Source organism: Bacillus sp. SIMBA_031 (genome assembly GCF_046535225.1).
Lineage (GTDB): Bacteria > Bacillota > Bacilli > Bacillales > Bacillaceae > Bacillus > Bacillus velezensis.
Window position 1 is genome coordinate 547,833 of record NZ_JAWRXC010000001.1, and the last position, 15,723, is coordinate 563,555.

The window sequence follows — 15,723 nt, forward strand, 5'->3', positions numbered from 1 at the left end:
TAAAGGGGATGAAGATTTTTATGAAAGAAGCCCGTCATATTAGAAAAAAAGTACTTTCTGACATAGAAAGCGGCATCATTTCTTTGGAAGAAGGAGTAAAGCGGATACAGCAGCTTGGTTCTCATTCCGCAGGGGTTAACGGACAGTCGATATATTATCAGACGGTCTGGCAGCGGACAGATCTCAATATTCATGTAAAAGGCGGCCGACATGAGGGCAGCCTTTTATTATTTGATAAAAATGAAGATGTGAGTAAAGAACTTGCTGCATTGCATGATACAAGGGTTATTTTGGTTAAGCCGGGGAAAGAGTTTCGAAAAACCGGGGACGGTGTATTTGAAATCGACCCCCGCTCTGAAAGAGATTACATAAACCTGTTAGGATGGCTTATAGAAGAAGAGAAGTCAGATATACGGGAAGCGGTGCATTTGTGGTCAGACATGCCGTTTGAAAAGACAGAGAGAGCAATTCGTGAACAATGCGACAGCGGAGTCTATTCTTTGTTTTTACTACAACAGGCGCTCTTCAAAAATAACTGCCGCAAACCGATCAAGCTGTTATATGGATATTTTTCGCATCTTTCTGGAGAACAGCCTCTTTACGCGGCGGCAAGCGGATTTTTGCGGACATTGCAGCTGGAAAATCCGTTAATCTCAGCAAAAAGCATTGAAATGGAGCAGTCAATAGCAGCCGTTCACGCAGCTGATATCATACGCAATGAGCTGAGTGATTTCCAGCCTTCAGATGTAGAGATCCGTTATAAAGACATGCAGCGTTATGTCAAACAGCTCAAAACGTATGAACCCGAAAAAAATTCCGGAAGCGGAGATGTGCCGCTGAGAGAAAATGGAGTATATATTATCGCAGGAGGCGCGGGCGGATTAGGATTTACCTTTGCAGAATATTTGGCTTTTCAAACAAAATGCTGCCTTGTTTTAACGGGGAGATCTCCGCTTTCAGATCATATAAGAAAACAGCTGAGACGATTAGAGGATGCCGGTTCTTCAGCTGTTTATGTTCAGGCTGATATTACCAATAAGGAAGAAGCCGAATATGTAGTCAAAAAAGCCAAAACTTCTTATGGAAAAGTAAACGGGGTCATTCAGGGCGCGGGAATCATCCGTGACTCTTTCCTTCTTAACAAGTCACGAGAGGAATTCGATCAGGTAATCAGACCGAAAGTATTGGGTACGATGTGGCTGAATGATGCTGTTGAGAAAGAAAATCCTGACTTTTTCATTTGCTTCTCCTCTACTTCCGCAGTGTTGGGAAATGTCGGGCAATCTGATTACGCGTTTGGAAACAGTTATATGGATCATTTCATGAATATGCGTTCTGCCCAGCATTCTGATACGATTTCTCTCTCTCTGAACTGGCCGCTGTGGAAAGAAGTCGGCATGCAAGTGGATGAGCGAACGGTAGAGACAATGAAAAAGGCGGGTTTTTATCCTTTAGAAAAAGAAGAAGGTAAAGAAGCGTTTGCAGTCGCATTGTCCTCCGGTTTTTCGCAATTTACTGTATTTTACGGAGATGAGCAAATTGACAATCATGTTCATCAATTATATGAACGAAAAGACAGCATTCAGGCAGATGAAGGAACAGGGAGAAATATCGAATCATTTGATTCAGAGAAACTGACAGCTGAAACATCTGATTTCATCATAAAAATGATTGCTGCAGAATTCAGGATGCCTGCGGACAAAATAGATGCAGAAGAGGCATTGGAAAAATACGGACTTGATTCCGTTATGATTATCAATATGACGAATGAGCTTGAAAAACATTTCGGCGCGCTCTCAAAAACGCTGTTATTCGAATATCAGACTGCGGCAGAATTGTCACAGTATTTCGTTGAGGAGCACAGGGATACTCTTCTTCATAAACTCCGGTTAGGAGAAAACGGGAGCAGCGCCCCATCTCAGAAGAAAAAAGATCATAAACAGACAGCCGATGTTAACGGGAAACAGAAAATCCAGATGAAAAATCAGGTGCAGCAGGAGAAGTATCATGACAATGATATCGCGATTATCGGTATCAGCGGACGTTACCCGATGGCAAATGATCTTGATACTCTGTGGGAAAACTTATTGAACGGTAAAGACTGTATAACTGAGATACCTAAGGATCGGTGGGATTCGGGGCTGCACTATCAGCCCGCAGCGGGCGATGAAGTAAAAAACCAAAGCAAATGGGGGGGATTTATTGACGATGTGTATCATTTTGATCCGTTGTTCTTTAATATTTCTCCTGCCGAAGCTGAATTAATTGATCCGCAGGAGAGACTGTTTTTAGAGACGGTTTGGCACACCATAGAAGATGCGGGGTACGCAAAGAAAACGCTTGAAAGAAAAAACGTCGGTGTTTTTGCAGGGGTTATGTACGGCCACTATCAGCTGTACAGCGTTGGTCACGAAGCGGCCGTTTCTTCCTCGTATGCATCAATCGCAAACCGGGTATCCTACTTCTTTAATTTCAGCGGGCCAAGTATTGCTTTGGACACGATGTGTTCCTCATCATTAACGGCTGTTCATTTTGCCTGTGAAAGTTTAATCAGGAATGAATGTGAAATTGCAATTGCAGGAGGCGTCAATTTATCCATTCATCCTCATAAATATGAACTCCTGACTCAAGGCGGATTTTTATCCAGTGATGGCCGGTGCAGAAGCTTCGGTTCCGGAGGAGACGGCTATGTGCCGGGAGAAGGGACAGGTGCCGTGCTGCTGAAACCTGTAAAAAAGGCTATTGCGGACGGTGATCAGATTTATTCAGTTATTAAGGCAACAGCCATCAACCACGGTGCTAAGACGAATGGATATACCGTGCCGAATCCCAAAGCTCAAAGTGAGGTCATTACGAGAGCCTTAAAAAAAGGGTTTATTGATCCAAAAAGCATCAGCTATATAGAAGCTCACGGAACAGGCACCGCGTTAGGAGATCCGATTGAAATCACCGGTCTGACCAGAGCATTTTCAGATGCCGAACGCGATAAGAAAACATGCGCGATCGGGTCGATTAAATCAAATATCGGACATCTTGAGGCTGCTGCAGGCATAGCGGGCATTACGAAAGTTATTCTTCAAATGAAACATAAAACGATTGTTCCGTCACTGACTCATTCTGCTGAATTGAATGAAAATATACCGTTTCAAAAAACACCTTTTTATGTACCGGACAGTGCCGAAAAATGGGAGTCATCCGTTCCCAGGCGTGCCGGAATCAGTTCTTTCGGGGCAGGAGGAGCTAATGCCCATGTTATTTTAGAAGAATTTGCGGATGAAGCTATCTCTCCTCTCGCGGCTGAAGAACCTGAACAGCTTTTATTTGTTTTTTCTGCAAAAAATGCCGACAGGCTGGCAGAATATGCAAAACGCGCAAAAGAACATATAGCAGCCAGAGATTATCCATTAGAAACACTTAGAAATACAGCATTTACTTTACAAACCGGCAGAGAAGAAATGCCGCACAGATTGGCTGTTATCGCCTCTACAAAAGATGAATTGCTTAAAGGACTGACAGATTATACTCTCGGAAACGCGATGGATCATATTTTTACAAGCGGCAAAGACACAACAGAAGCTCAAAGGATGAACAAAGCTGAGATTGAAGAAGCAGCCGCAAACAGGGATCTTGTGAAGATTGCTGAATACTGGGTTGGCGGTAACGGAGTAGATTGGCCGTCACTTTATAAAGATGTCACTTTGAGACGGATTTCAGCACCCGGATATCCATTTGCCAAAGAGCTATGCAGAATAGATGTGCAAAATACGGGAAGCCGCCGGATGAACGTAAATAACGATCTGCATCCTTACATTTCATGCAATATATCTGATTTTAAAGCACAGAAGTTTCTTATCAATGTAAGCGATACCGATTTGTATATAAAAACAAAGTATCAAGACAAGGAAATGTTTCCGTTTCTCAGCCAGATTGAAATGGCGAGAGCTGCCGGAGCGATGGCTTCAGGGAATCCGATTATTAAATTAACAGAGCTCTCCTTTAGAGAACCGATGTTACAAAGCGGAAGCAATGAGCAGATCCGGATTGTATTAACCCCGGATAATCAGGGTGCATCGTATTCTATAGAAAAACAGAGCGACTCATCCATTTATTCCTCAGGGCGGCTCGAATTAGAAGGCGGAGCGTACGAGAACGGAAATATTCATCTTGAGCCGTTCCTGTCTCAGCATGCAGACCGCATACCGTACGAAGCGTTTTATCAGCGGCTTGCCGAATTCGGATACAGCTGCAGTGACAGTCTGAAAGCGGCAGAGCACTGCGTCGGCAGGAACGGACAGATGCTTTTAAAGATAAAAGCAAAGGCCGGGCCGAAAGGGTGCATAATCAAACCGGAAGTTATTGAGAGCGTATATCAAGCCGTCATATACCTTGCGGGGGAAAATGCCGGAGAGCTCCCGGAAAACATTAAAGAATGTACGATTTTTGATCATGAGACTGAACCCGTTTATGTATATGCAGAACAAACTGAAGAAAGCGATTCGGCTTATGATGTGTATGTATTAGACAATGCCGGCGGGATTTTGATGGAACTGAGCGGGCTGGTTTTGGGCGAAAAGCCTAATAAAAATGTGCGTTTTTATGAGCATAAGTGGGATCAAAAAAACCCTCTGATTGAAATCGAAGATAGGGAGCCAAAAACAATTCTGGTCTTTGCAAAAGATGAAGCACTGGCTGGAGCTCTGAAAATTCAATCAGACAGCCGTGTCATTCTCGTCACGCCGGATCAGCGGCAGACCGATCAAAATCTGCTGACATTCTGTGTAAACCCGGAAGTGACGTCAGATTACATTCGTTTATTCGAAGAATTAGAGAAAAAGGGATGTTCTCCTGATGTCATCTTGCACACGGGAGAAACATTTTACGCGGGTGACCACCTTCTCAGCGGCCTGGAATCAATTTTTTATTTATTAAAAGCCCTGAGCGCCCGCAGTGACTCCTTTCTTTATCTTCATTCTTTGCTTCTTGTTCACTCTTTTAAAGAAGGCGTGAATGATCCGTACGCTCTTGCAGGCTGTTTAAAAACGGCAAATATGTTGGTGCCATCCGCAGAGAATGTGAAGTCAATCGGTTTTTCAGAACGTATATCAATTGAAAAAATGGCTGAATTTTGTCTTAACGAAATGGTTTCAGGCATGGAACGGCAGGCGGAAGAAGTTAAATATATAAAGAACAAGAGGTATATTAAGACATTAAAGGAGTATGTGTTCAATCATACAGAGCACTCTCATCAGCTGAAACAGAAAGGGGTTTACCTCATAACGGGAGGTTTGGGCGGTCTGGGCCTGATTTTCGCAAAATATTTAGCCTCTCAGTATCAAGCAAAATTAGTATTGACGGGAAGGTCACCGTTAACAGCTGATAAACGCCATAACATTGACCGGCTGCAGGCGCTTGGAGGAGATGCTGTATATTATCAAGCTGATGCCGCAGATCAAAAGACGATGGGACGGGTCATAGAAGAAACGAAACGGACTTGGGGCTCCATTCAAGGTGTTATTCATTCAGCTGGTCATGCCGATGATCGGTTATTTACAGAGATGAATCTGACTGATTTTTCAGAGGGCATGACTGCTAAAATTGAAGGAACGGTATGCTTAGATGAATTAACGAAAGATGAGCCGCTTGATTTCTTTATCGTATTTTCTTCTATTTCTTCGATCTTCGGAGATTTTGGACAGGTTAATTATGCGTTGGGCAATTATTTTCAAGATCAATATATAAATTGGAGATCCGAACAGAGCCGCCGGCAAGAGAGACAAGGCAAGAGCATTTCGATTAACTGGCCGTTGTGGCGTAAAGGCGGAATGCATTTAAACAAAGAAGCGGAAGAAGCTTATCTTTCCGCATCCGGGTTTGATTATTTGGAAACGGAAGAAGGGATAGCGGCTTTTGAGACGATTTTGGCAAATGACTGTCCGCAAATTTCGGTTGTTACCGGGGATGCCGGAACAACACCAGCAAAAAAAGATCTGCCGCATCAAAAAGTAAATACGCTTCCGGTTCGTCAAGAGGAAATTTCTTATACAGCACCGGCTTATACAGACAATGTCCTGGAAGAACTGAAGCAAATGGTATCGGAATTATTGAAAATTAACATTGAACAGCTGGATACGGCAGAGAATTTCGGCAATCTCGGCTTTGATTCTATCAGTTTGAAAACATTAGCTGTCCGACTGAATAAAAAATACAAGCTTAAGCTGACACCTGCCGTTTTCTTTACTTACAGCCATATTAAGTCTCTTTCAGAATTTCTAAACAGTGAACTGCGTACTGTTGCAAAAGGGAATACAGATGCAGAAAAAAACATTTCTGAAAAAAGGAAAGTAGTGCACGCTGGGAAAACCACCGGGAAAAACGTGAAGCCGCCGCGAAGTTTTCCGTTTGAAAAAAAGACAACAAGACAGGCTGACCATCATCCAGAGAAGCAGCCAGTTGCCATTATCGGGATGAGTTGTGTTTTTCCGGGAGCAAAAAATGCAGATGAGTTTTGGATCAATTTAATCAATGAAAAAGATTTGATTCAGGAAATTCCCCCGGATCGCTGGGATTGGAAAAAATACGCCGAAGGCAAAGGAAGCAGCGAAGTACATTCGAAATGGGGCGGCTTTATCACAGATGCCGATAAATTCGATGAGGCGTTTTTCAATATTAATCCGCGGGAAGCAGAACTCATGGATCCTCAGCACAGAATTTATTTGCAGGAAACCTGGAAAGCGATAGAAGATGCGGGTTACAAAGCTTCAAAGCTGTCTGGCAAAAATATCGGGGTGTTTACGGGCATTCAATTTAATGATTACCGCCAGCTGCTGATGAGGCATTCGGACGGGGCGCATGCGTTTGCGGGAACCGGAAACAGCCAGGCGCTCATCAGCAATCGTGTATCCCACTATTTTAATTTCAGAGGTCCGAGTGAGTCCATTGATACAGCCTGCTCAAGCAGTCTTGTAGCAATCCACAGAGCTGTGCGCTCGATTCAAAATGGCGAAAGTGAGCTGGCGGTAGCAGGCGGGGTTTCGCTGCTCTTAGATCCAGTCACGCATATGTATACTGATAAACTCGGTATTTTGTCTAGGGACGGCCGGTGTAAGACGTTTGATAAACTTGCTGACGGTTATGTCCGCGGTGAAGGTGCAGCTGTTCTGTTATTGAAACCATTGCAAGCGGCAATGAATGACAGAGACAATATTTACGGAGTTCTGAGAGGAACCGGAGAAAATCACGGAGGAAGATCTGCTTCATTGACCGCGCCGAACCCGGAAGCTCAGGCAGAACTGTTAACGTCTGTTTACAAAAATGCCGATATTCCTGTTGATACGATATCTTATATTGAAGCACACGGAACCGGGACAGAACTGGGAGATCCGATTGAGATTGAAGGCTTGAAAAAAGCGTTTGGATCTTTTGAACCGCATTCAGGAAAGAATCATGATCAATTTTGCGGCATCGGTTCAGTAAAAACGAATATCGGTCATTTAGAGCCCGCATCTGGAATGCCGGGGCTGATTAAAGTATTACTATCCATGAAGTATAAAACACTGCCTGCCACACTTCATGTCAAGGAGCTGAACCCTTACATTCAATTAAGCGGAACACCGTTTCATATTGTCAATAAAACAATGAAGTGGGCCAGATTAAAAGATGGACAAGGAAATGAAGTTCCGCGCCGTGCCGGAGTCAGTTCCTTTGGATTCGGCGGGGCAAATGCTCATGTCATCGTGGAAGAATTTGAATATGGACAAGATAAAGCAGTAACTGCCGAGCGGGATCAAATCATTGTTCTATCGGCCAAAACAAAGGAAAGGCTGATGGTTAAAGCCAAAGAGTTAACAACGTTTTTACATGAAGAACTATCAGTTCAATTCAGTCAGCAAGAGGTGCAGGAACGTGATTTGCAAGAGGCGGTTCGGGAAGCGGCAGCGGGTATCCTGCGTTTAGATACCGCAGATATAGATGCAAAGACACCTCTTTCTGAATTCGGATTTGATCCGTTGGCTTATTCCGAATTAATCTCTTATATAAACCAAATGTACGGCACAGAAATATCACTAGATATATTTCAGGAATTAATGACCCTGAGCGAGCTGTGCCGCTATATCAGCAGCGTCCGGAATCGATCAGCTGATAAACCGCATAACGGCAATTTTAGAGAAAAGTCCGGAATCAGTCTTGAAGAAATAGCATATACGCTGCAAACCGGAAGGGAACCATTTGAATGCCGCCTTGCGATCACTTGCTCGAATACCGGAGATCTTCTTGAAAAATTAAACGGTTACATCCAGGGGAGCAGGCTGCAAGGTGTTTATGAAGGAAATGTAACGGATTTTGATAGTCTGTACGCTCCTATATTCGGCGGCCCCGAAGGTCATGCATATGTTCAATCACTGATTCAGCAAAACAAGCCGGCCAAACTGGCTCAGTTGTGGACGATCGGTTGTGAAATCAGCTGGGAAGACTTGTATGAGGAGGAACTCAAACCGGTTAAACTGTCTCTTCCTCTCTATCCTTTCAGCAAGAACAGACATTGGATTCATTTAAATAAAGATGAAGCGCAGAAGGCTGAGGCTTTCTCGGGTACTGAGCTTCACAACTCAAATAAAGATACAGCAGATGGAACAATCATGTCGCTTCTTGAAAAAGCACAAACAGGTGAGATGAATACGAAAGAGACGTCAGAGCTGATAGAGGAGTTGCTTTTCCATGAATGAAAAAACGATGCAAATTGAGCAAATCGTGAAAAAGGTGAAAGAATGCAGCCTGACGCCTGAAGAAGGGCTGGAATTAATTAAGAGCTTGGGGAAAACCCATCTATATGAAATGGTATGGGATAGACATGAATTTAAAGGCAGTGGAAAATTCCCGCATACGAAAGAGCCAATTTTATTTTTTTGCGAAGACGACAGCATGTATACCGTAATGAAGAGGCAGCTTGAAGGCTATGAGGCACCTTTCATTTACGTGACTTCCGGCGAGCGTTTCGAAGATTGCCGGAACGGTCGTTTTAGAATGAACTTTGCAAAAGATGAGGATTATGATGCGTTATGCGGGGTTCTGCGTTCTCAAAATATAAGACCCCGTCATATTATTCATTTTTTGGCTGCCGGGCTCTTCAAAAATACAGAAGATGCAATGAGAAAGCAGCTCAATAAAAGTCTTTTTTCCTTGTTTCACATGTTTCAGGCCTTCATGGCGAACAAACTTTGTCCGAAAGCAGAAATTTTGTACCTGTATGAAAATACCGAGGGCGAGGTTCAGCCGATTTATAACGCGGTTGAAAGTTTTCTTAAGACCGTACAGACCGAAAATCCGAATTTCACATGTAAGGCTGCAGAGCTGAAATCAATGTTTGACGAGCCGTTTACAAAGCAGCATATTGCAGATGTCATCTCTTTTGAATGGAACAATCAATGTAAGACGGACCACTTTACCTGTTATGAGCCGAGGCATTATTATAAAAGGCAGCTTCAAAGAGTAAAAAAAGAAGATGGGGAGAAACATAGTTTCAGTGTAAAAAAGAACGGTGTGTATTTAATTACGGGAGGAACCGGCGGTCTCGGGTATCTGTTTGCGGAATATCTGGCGAAACAGGCAGAAGTCAAGCTGGTATTAACCGGCCGTTCCCCGGCCTCCCGTGAAACGGCGCAAAAATTGAGCGCTCTTGAAAATCTTGGCGCTGAAGCCTTATATGTCCCGGCAGATATTTCAAAGGAAAAAGAGACGGACGCTTTGATTAAGCACATTAAGCAGACATTCGGAGAATTAAACGGAATTTTGCACAGCGCCGGACTTGTTAAGGATGCATTTATCATAAAAAAAACGAAAGAAAGCATAGAAGAAGTTATAGCGCCTAAAGTATTCGGAACCGTTTGGCTGGATAAAGCAGCTGAAGAAGAGCCTCTTGATTTCTTCGTTATGTTTTCGTCCCTTTCGGCCGTTCTGCCTAATGCGGGTCAAAGCGACTACGCCTTCGCTAACGGATGTATGGACGGATTCACCCAGTATCGAAGCATTAAGGGACGTCCCGGGAAAACACTTTCTATTAATTGGCCGTTATGGGATGCGGGCAATATGACAGTCGGGCCGGGAGAGCTGCAGGCTTTAAGACATGCAGGGCTGGAACTTTTATCCGCCCAAGCAGGACTTGCCGCTTTTCAGGACAGTATGAGCCGCTCTGCTTCTCAGCTGGCTGTTATCAGCGGAGACAAAGATAGAATAAGTGAATTACTCTCAACGGATCATAAAGAAATAGAGACTGTGCCTGAAAACAACAGTAATCTGCCGCAATTAAATGAAAAAGATCTGAAAAAGCAAACGGTTCGTCTTTTGACAGAGATCGTCGGTGCGGAAACGGGAAGACCGGCGGACAGTATTTTACCCGAGGATACGTTTGACCGTTACGGAATTGACTCTCTAACGATTTTAGGTCTTAACTCCCGTCTGGAAAAATATTTTGGAAGAGTGTCTAAGACTCTTTTCTTTGAATACAGCAGTGTTGAAGAGCTGTCAGAGTATTTTCTTGAACACTATCATCATGAGTTGAAGAAGGCGTTTTTACCGGCAGCCGAACAGCGAATTGATCATTCGGCGCCGGCGAAACGAGAGAAGCTTTCCGTTTCTCGCATACCATCCGCACCTTCCGAGGAAGATATTGCAATTATCGGTATAGCCGGCCGCTACCCGATGGCGAAGGATGTGGAACAGTTTTGGGAAAATATTTCTTCCGGAAAAGATTGTATAACGGAAATACCGAAAGAGCGTTGGGATTTTCGGAAATATTATCACACAGGTGACAATGCCCGTCATGACAGCAAATGGGGGGGGTTTATAAAAGACGCTGATAAATTCGATCCGCTGTTCTTCTCAATTTCGCCCCGTGATGCCGAGTTAATTGATCCTCAGGAACGGTTATTTTTAGAGACAGCGTGGCACACGTTTGAAGATGCGGGTTACACAAAGAAAAAGTTGAAACGGCATAAGACAGGTGTATTTGTCGGTGTCACCTACAGCCACTATCAGTTATTTGCAGCCGGTGCTTCAGATGATGAGGAACGTCAGGCGCTCTTGTCTTCTTATTCGTCTATCGCAAACCGGGTGTCATATTTCTTTGACCTGCACGGACCCAGCCTTGCAATTGATACAATGTGCTCTTCTTCACTTTCTGCTGTTCATTTTGCATGTGAAAGTTTAAAAAGGGGAGAATCCACCCTCGCTATAGCCGGAGGAGTGAATTTATCCTTACACCCGGATAAATATACTTTACTTTCACAAAATCATTTTGTTTCAAGCGATGGGCGCTGCAGAAGCTTTGGAGCGGGAGGAGACGGATATGTGCCGGGAGAAGGAGTCGGGGCCGTTCTTTTGAAATCGCTTTCTGCCGCAAAGGCTGACGGGGACAGGATTTACGGTGTGATTAAGGGAACATCTGTAAATCACGGCGGAAAAACAAACGGATACACTGTGCCAAATCCGGGCGAGCAGGCAAACGTCATCAGTGAAACTCTTGATAAGGCGGGGATTGATGCAGACAGCATAAGTTATATTGAAGCGCATGGCACCGGAACATCTTTGGGAGACCCGATTGAAATTTCAGGTTTAACCAAAGCTTTGCACAGCTCGAAAAGCGATTATCGTTGTGCAATTGGTTCGGTTAAGTCAAATATCGGACACCTAGAGGCTGCGGCGGGAATTGCTTCTATCACAAAAGTGCTGATGCAAATGAAATATAAACAGCTTGCTCCTTCCCTTCATTCCGATAACTTAAATCCTAATATTGATTTTGGGGAAACACCGTTTTACGTGCAGTCTGAACTGACCGATTGGGAGACGCCGCAAAATCAAGCCAGAAGGTCAGGCATCAGTTCTTTCGGCGCTGGAGGATCTAATGCCCACATTATCATCGAAGAGTATAAGAATGAAGAAAAGATGGAAACGGTACAGAGCAACAAGACGCAAATTATTCTGCTTTCTGCCAAAAATGAAGAACGGCTCAGACTCTTGATTGATGCATATATAAAAGAACTGGAGGCAAAAACGTCACTAGCTGATGCTGCGTACACTTCGCAGACCGGGAGAAACGCTATGGAAGAGCGGCTCGCTGTTGAGGTTAGCAGCATTGACGATCTTCGCAATAAGCTGACGATGTATTTGCGGTCAGATCAGAAGGTAAACGGTTTATATAGGGGAAAGGCCCGCCGAGGCGCTGGTCAAAAGGGTGCTCTGTCAGCCGCTCACTGTGAAAATGCAAGAGATATGGCCATTCACTGGGTGAACGGAGGAGACGTTGAATGGGAAGAGATGTACACTGCGGAATTACCGAAGCTTATCTCTCTTCCTGTATATCCTTTTGAACGGAACAGATATTGGGTTCCTGCCGCAAAAGCAGCACAGAAACAGAAAAAAACAGGTGTACCGCAGCCCCATACACCGATTGACTTATCATTTGATGTATTAAAAAAATCGTGGAAAAAACAAAAGGCTGCGCCTTCCGCTTTTACGAAAGGACAGGTGATGATCCTGGCTAATAGTGAAAGTGAGCGGCTTGCATTCGAATTGTTTGATTCAGATCCTCTGATTGAACCCGCTGTCATTTGCGCAGATAACTGGGATCATTCAAATGGGGAAGCCAAAAAAACGGCTCTAGCAGTCATAGAAGAAAATCCGGAAATCATCGGCATGATTGACCTGTCAGATTTGCGGAGTGATCAAAACGGGGCACACACCGGCACAATCGGGAAGCTGACACTGCTGCAGGAAATCATAAACACACGTAAACAGCTTTTCGTTTTACATGTGACCAGAGGGCTGCAGACATTTCTGAATGACAAGCCGTCGTTAGCCGGAGCCGAAACAGCCGGACTATATAAAATACTGAGTGCGGAGTATCAAAAGATAAAATCAAAAACAATAGATGTAGACGGGCATGTCGGGACTGCGGCGGAATTGAGACAGGTAATCACAGATGAAGCTTGCGCTGACGGGCTGTATAGTGAAATCTGCTACCGGAACGGTGAACGTTATATTCCATACGTCGAGAAATTACATGCAGCGGAAATAAACCGGAAACTATCCGGCCTGCCGGTATGCCGTACGGATCAAACCCTGGTTATTACAGGGGGAACAAGAGGGATCGGAGCAGAACTTGCCAGACATTATGCCGGCAAGGGAGTCAAAAAACTTGTGTTGATGGGAGTAACCGACCTTCCGGAATCTGATAAAATAGCCGGCATGTTAAAAGACACCGATGAAAAGTCACCTCTTTATTCGAAATTACAACTGCTGCATGAGTTGGATCAAAAGGGAGTTCAGGTGGAAGTGTATTCCGGGCCGCTCACGGAAAAAGAAAAAATACAACGCTTCTTTTCAAAGGTGAGACTGAAGTTCGGCAAAATCGGCGGGGTCATTCATTGCGCTGGTGCAGCCAATCATTCGAATCCGGCTTTTATTCATAAATCTGATCAAGAAATAAGAGAAGTATTTGAGCCAAAGGTACAGGGGATGCAGGTACTTCATGACATTTTTATTGATGACAAACTTGATTTCTTCATTTTGTTTTCATCTGTTGCGAGCGCCTTTCCTTTATTAGGCGCCGGAACAAGTGACTATGCCGCAGCGAACGCTTTTATGGATTACTTTGCGGCGTATCAGCATGCAGCCGGCAGAACGTATTATCAATCAATTAACTGGCCGAGCTGGAAGGACATTGGGATGGGCGAGGTAACAAGTCCATCATATCAGGCACTTGGTTTACTTTCACACTCAACAGAAACAGGTATTGCCATGCTGGATGAAATGATGACGATAAACGGATACCCCTGCCTTATACCGGCAAAGACACATCCGGAGAAATTCAAGCTGGAGCAGCTGCTTCAGACAAGAATTCAAGCTGCTAAAAATAACCCGGATGCTGAAGAAAAAGAGATCTCTGGTCAGGGAGACAATGAAGCTATGATCAGGAAGTTAATGGAGATTTTTTCCGCGGAGCTGAAAATACCTTACGAGAATTTAGATCAGGATACGTCTTTTGCGGATTACGGAGTTGATTCAATCTTACTGGTTCAGCTTGTCAAAAAAGCGGAAGATGCATTTCAAATAAAAATTGAACCATCAGCTTTTCTGGAGTATCCGAGTTTTTCACAACTGGGCGTCTATTTAAACGAATTATTTGCAAGTGAAGGGATCAGTCCTCAAATTGATTCAGAAAACATTGAGATTCGGAAAAAAGAGCAACATATAAATCAAAATGCTTCCGAAGTACGGGACAGCGGATCTCAAATACAACAAACCAGTCTGAACCAAATCGCTATTATCGGAATGGGCTGTGAGTTTCCGGATGCTCCGGACACAGAAACGTTCTGGAGAAATTTGAAGAAAGGACAAAATAGTGTCCGCGAAGTCCCGGCGTCGCGATGGGATATTTCTTCATACTACTCTGACACCTATGAAAAGGGAAAAAGTATCAGTAAGTGGGGCGGATTTCTTCAAGATATTGAGTCTTTCGATCCCGCGTTTTTTAATATGAACAAAAGTGAGGCATCAGAGCTTGATCCGTTAATCAAAAAATGCCTTGAGGTCAGCGTCCAGACATTGAGAGACGGCGGCTATACAAAAGAAGAAGTATCAAACAAAGAAGTCGGCGTCTTCATCGGTTCGCGGACCGGGACGTTTATGTCCAAAATAGGTTCTCCTTCAAAAAATACGATCGTGGGTATAGGACAAAATTTCATAGGTGCGCATATCTCACACTTTTTTAATCTGAAAGGACCGAATCTGGTTGTAGACACGGCTTGTTCTTCTTCATTGGTCAGCGTCCATCTCGCTTGTCAAAGCCTGATGTCAAAAGAGTCAGATATGGCGATTGCGGGCGGAGTTGACATTTTGCTGGATCAAAAACCTTACGTCATGCTGAGTGAGGCTCGGGCGCTTTCACCTGAAGGAAAGTGTCATACATTTGATGAGAAGGCAGATGGATTTGTACCGGGAGAGGGATGCGGCGCAGTCCTTTTGAAAAGACTTGATGACGCCCTTGCCGAAGGTGACAGAATTTACGCGGTAATTGACTCATCCGCGGTTAATAATGACGGACAGACAATGGGAATGACAACACCTAATCCGAAAGCGCAAAGCGCAGTGATAAAAAAAGCTCTGAAAAAAGGCGGAATTGATGCAGATACTCTCAGTTATGTCGAGACGCATGGCACCGGTACGATGATAGGAGATCCGATTGAATTAAAAGCGCTGACAGAAGTGTTCCGGGAGGTTACGGAAGAAACGCAATTTTGCGGAGTGGGCAGCGTAAAAACGAATTTCGGACATTTAATGAGCGCAGCGGGGATAGCGAGTATTATAAAGGTTGCCTTATCCATAAAAAATCAGATGCTCCCGCCGACATTACATTGTAAAACGCCAAATCCGCGTTTTAAATTTGATCAGTCGCCATTCTTTCCGAACACGTCTTTAAAAGAATGGCGTCCCAGAAAAGGGGTTTTGAGAGCCGGAATCAGTTCTTTTGGATTCGGGGGCACGAACGCACATATGATATTGAGCGACAGCCATCTCACATTAGGATATGGAGAGACAAAAAGACACCCGCTTTCTCCGATTATATTCAATAAGGAACAATGCTGGATCGACAATGGAGAAACTCCAGAAAAGGAAGAGTCAGAATTGCTGATTCCTTTACTTGATTTCAAAGAATTATAAAGAAAAGAA

At 44.1% G+C, this 15,723-nt stretch carries 2 protein-coding genes; both read left to right on the forward strand.

What is annotated here, in order from left to right:
* The first annotated feature begins 20 nt into the window (after positions 1–20).
* Positions 21–8,723, forward strand: a complete 8,703-nt coding sequence (locus SB724_RS02870; RefSeq protein WP_410570020.1) for a type I polyketide synthase — start codon at positions 21–23, stop codon at positions 8,721–8,723.
* Positions 8,716–15,714: an SDR family NAD(P)-dependent oxidoreductase gene (locus tag SB724_RS02875; protein ID WP_410570022.1), complete on the forward strand. Its 6,999-nt coding sequence runs from the start codon at positions 8,716–8,718 to the stop codon at positions 15,712–15,714. The genes SB724_RS02870 and SB724_RS02875 overlap by 8 nt, the downstream gene beginning before the upstream one ends.
* Positions 15,715–15,723 lie beyond the last annotated feature (9 nt).